The organism is Saccharothrix hoggarensis (assembly GCF_042678885.1).
GTDB classification, from domain to species: Bacteria; Actinomycetota; Actinomycetes; order Mycobacteriales; family Pseudonocardiaceae; genus Actinosynnema; species Actinosynnema hoggarensis.
Genome location: NZ_JBHTLK010000425.1, coordinates 1 through 2587, shown reverse-complemented (window position 1 = coordinate 2587; position 2587 = coordinate 1). Strand labels below are relative to the sequence as shown.

Genomic DNA, 2587 nt, shown 5'->3' with positions numbered 1-2587 from the left:
CGACGGCGGCCGCGCCGAGCCGCCAGTTGCGCCCCAGGTGGGCGGCGCCGACGCCGGTGAGGGCGACGGCGAACCCGACCAGCGGCGCGCCGCCGACGGACGCGAGCGGCAGGTACCAGCCCTCGGGCTGGCCGAACGCGATCTTGCCCCAGGGGAACCCGCCGAACGGGACGACGGCGCGCAGCGCCTCGTCGGCGACCCACACCAGCGCCATCCACAGGGGCGCGCCGGGCAGCCGTGACACGACCGCGATGGCAGCCGTGCCCACCGCGATGAGCACCGCGCACAGCAGGGCGAGCGGCAGCCAGGCGATGAGGCCGACGAACTCGCCGGTCCAGCGCAGCAGCGGCGCCATGAACGCCAGCCCCCACACCACGCCGAGCCCGAACCCGGCCCGCGCCCGCCGCCCGTGCAGCAGGACCCCGAGCACCGCGAACCCGACGGGCGCCAACCACCACGTCGTCCGGGGCGGGAAGCTGAGGAACACCAGCACACCGCCCGCGGCGGCCAACACGACCCGCAGCAACGTGCCGCGCACGTCCCGACGGCGGGCGGGGGGCGTGTCGGCGGCGGACTGACCCGACACCACGGGGGGAGCGACCACCGGCCCAGCCTACGAGCCCCCGGTCACGATCCCGCACCCCACCTCGCACCGCCGCCGCTCCCCCGTCGGGCGTCACCCGATGTGGGTCAGGGCGCTCGCGACGACCGACAGGCCGGCGGGGCAGGCCCCGGACTGCGGGGCGTCGGGCTCGGGGATGGTCGTGGAGCCGACGAGGTGGTCGGGGCCGTCCACCTCGACGAAGGTGAAGCAGATGCGGTGGAACTCGGCCTGCGTGGCGGTGTGCCGCCCGATCCGCACCCGGGAGACGCGCCCGCCCTCGGTCATGGTCTGCGCGTAGGAGGCCGGGACGTCGAGGCGGAGGTTGACGTTCTGGCCCCCGACCCGCCACAGGCACGAGGGGCCGTTCTCCCCGGGCTCCTCCTCGCCGGGGCCGGTGATGCCGAGGGCGTCGAGGTCGCGCGCGTCGAGCGCCAGGCAGGGCCGACGCGCCAGCTCGGCCAGCGTGTGCTTGTCCTGTTGCGGCGTGGTGGGGGTGGTGGACGACGGGCTCGACGTGGACGACGGGGTGGACGGCGACGGTGTCCGCGGGGCGGCTTCGCCTCCCGAGCACCCGGCGCCGAGCAGTCCGGCGGCGAGGACGAGCACCAGGCGGGCCGTGTCCCGGCGAACGCCGGGCCGGGGCGCGGTGGTCGGCGGACGCCGGTGGTGGTCGGGGTGCGTCATGCCGCCACGGTAGGGAGGCCGGGACGCGGTCGGTCCCGCGCCGGCAGGTAGCTGCCACCCATCGGGAAGTCCTGCCCGCGCCGTCGTCCGCGTGGGTTGCCCTGGTGTTGTCCGGGGGTTGCGGAGGGGGCGGCGGGGGTATCAATCAGGGTTCCCACCGATGTGGGGGGACCTGAGAGCGGGGATGGTGGAGTCATGACCACGTTGACGAGGCCGCAGGACCAGAAGGTGATCGCGGGCGTGTGCGCCGGGCTCGCCGCTCGCTACGGGTGGAAGGCCAACACGGTCCGGTTGGTGTTCCTGCTGTCCTGCCTGCTGCCCGGGCCGCAGTTCCTGCTCTACCTGGTGCTGTGGGCGATGATGCCGAAGCGCCCCTACTGACGGGACCGGACGAGCGCCTCGATGCCGTCGAGCACGCGTTCCAGGCCGAACGTGAACGCGTGCTCGCCGTCGTAGGCGGTGCCGTGGGCCTCGCCGGCGGCGGCGCCCACGCGGGCCGCAGTGGGGAACCGCTCGGGGTCGAAGACCTTGGCGAGGTAGGGCGCGGCGGCCTGCCACCACTGCTCGTCGGTGAGGCCGGTGCGCTGCTCGACCTGGGCGGCTTCGACGGCGACGCGCGCGGCGGCCCGGACGTGCGCGAGGACGAGGTTGAGGACGGAGTCCATCTCGACGTCGGTGAGGCCGATGCCGTCGACGGCGCGCAGTTCGTAGTCGTACTTGGCGGCCACGTTGGGGCCGAGCACGGCCCGGTTGGTCGCGACCTGCAGCAGCCACGGGTGGCGCAGGTGCAGCGCCCAGTTCTCGCGGGCGATCTGGGTGAGCCGGCCGCGCCACCCGCCGGGGACGTCGTCGGGGCGCGCGGTCTCGCCCTGGACGGCGTCGACCATGACGTCGATCAGCTCGGCCTTGCCGGGCACGTGCGTGTAGAGGGACATGGTGCCGACGCCGAGCTTGTCGGCGACGCGCCGCATGGACAGCGCGGCGAGGCCTTCGGTGTCGGCGAGGTCGACGGCGGCGGCGACGATGCGGTCGACGCCGAGATCCTTGCGGGCGGCGCGCTCGGTGGTGCGCCACAGCACCGCGAGGGTCCGCGCGGGGTCGCCGGTGCCGGTGTGTTCGGTGGCCACGGCTGGTCACCCTACGGCCCTTGGGGCCCCACGCGGTCGAGGACGGCGGCGCTGACACCAGGCAGGGCCGCACCAGGCAGGGCCGCACCAGGCAGGGCCGCACCAGGCAGGGCCGCCGGGCCGCGCTGACGGGCGCGGGTTCACGGGGGGCGGGCGGCCCGGGCTCACGCGG

General features: G+C 75.5%; 3 protein-coding genes and 1 pseudogene. 1 reads left to right on the top strand and 3 read right to left on the bottom strand.

Annotated elements, in window-relative coordinates:
- Both ACFQ3T_RS35875 and ACFQ3T_RS35870 read right to left on the bottom strand, forming a co-directional pair.
- Positions 1-604: pseudogene (locus ACFQ3T_RS35875) on the bottom strand (apolipoprotein N-acyltransferase); the annotation flags it as partial.
- Positions 605-676: 72 nt separating this feature from the next.
- Positions 677-1288: a DUF3558 family protein gene (locus ACFQ3T_RS35870; RefSeq protein WP_380730483.1), complete on the bottom strand. Its 612-nt coding sequence runs from the start codon at positions 1286-1288 to the stop codon at positions 677-679.
- Between the two features lie 195 nt (positions 1289-1483).
- Here ACFQ3T_RS35870 and ACFQ3T_RS35865 point away from each other — a divergent pair, with 195 nt between their 5' ends.
- Complete coding sequence (locus ACFQ3T_RS35865; protein ID WP_380730481.1) at positions 1484-1669, top strand: PspC domain-containing protein; 186 nt, start codon at positions 1484-1486, stop codon at positions 1667-1669.
- On the opposite strand, the gene ACFQ3T_RS35860 is transcribed toward ACFQ3T_RS35865, so the two are convergent.
- A complete protein-coding gene (locus tag ACFQ3T_RS35860) occupies positions 1663-2415 on the bottom strand; it encodes a TetR/AcrR family transcriptional regulator (RefSeq protein ID WP_380730479.1) in 753 nt (250 codons plus the stop codon). The genes ACFQ3T_RS35865 and ACFQ3T_RS35860 overlap by 7 nt on opposite strands.
- Positions 2416-2587 lie beyond the last annotated feature (172 nt).

What these genes read in the sequence shown, in the direction of transcription:
- ACFQ3T_RS35870 (WP_380730483.1), bottom strand. Translation starts at nt 1,288, where the DNA reads ATGACGCACCCCGACCACCACCGGCGTCCGCCGACCACCGCGCCCCGG.
- ACFQ3T_RS35865 (WP_380730481.1), top strand. Translation starts at nt 1,484, where the DNA reads ATGACCACGTTGACGAGGCCGCAGGACCAGAAGGTGATCGCGGGCGTG.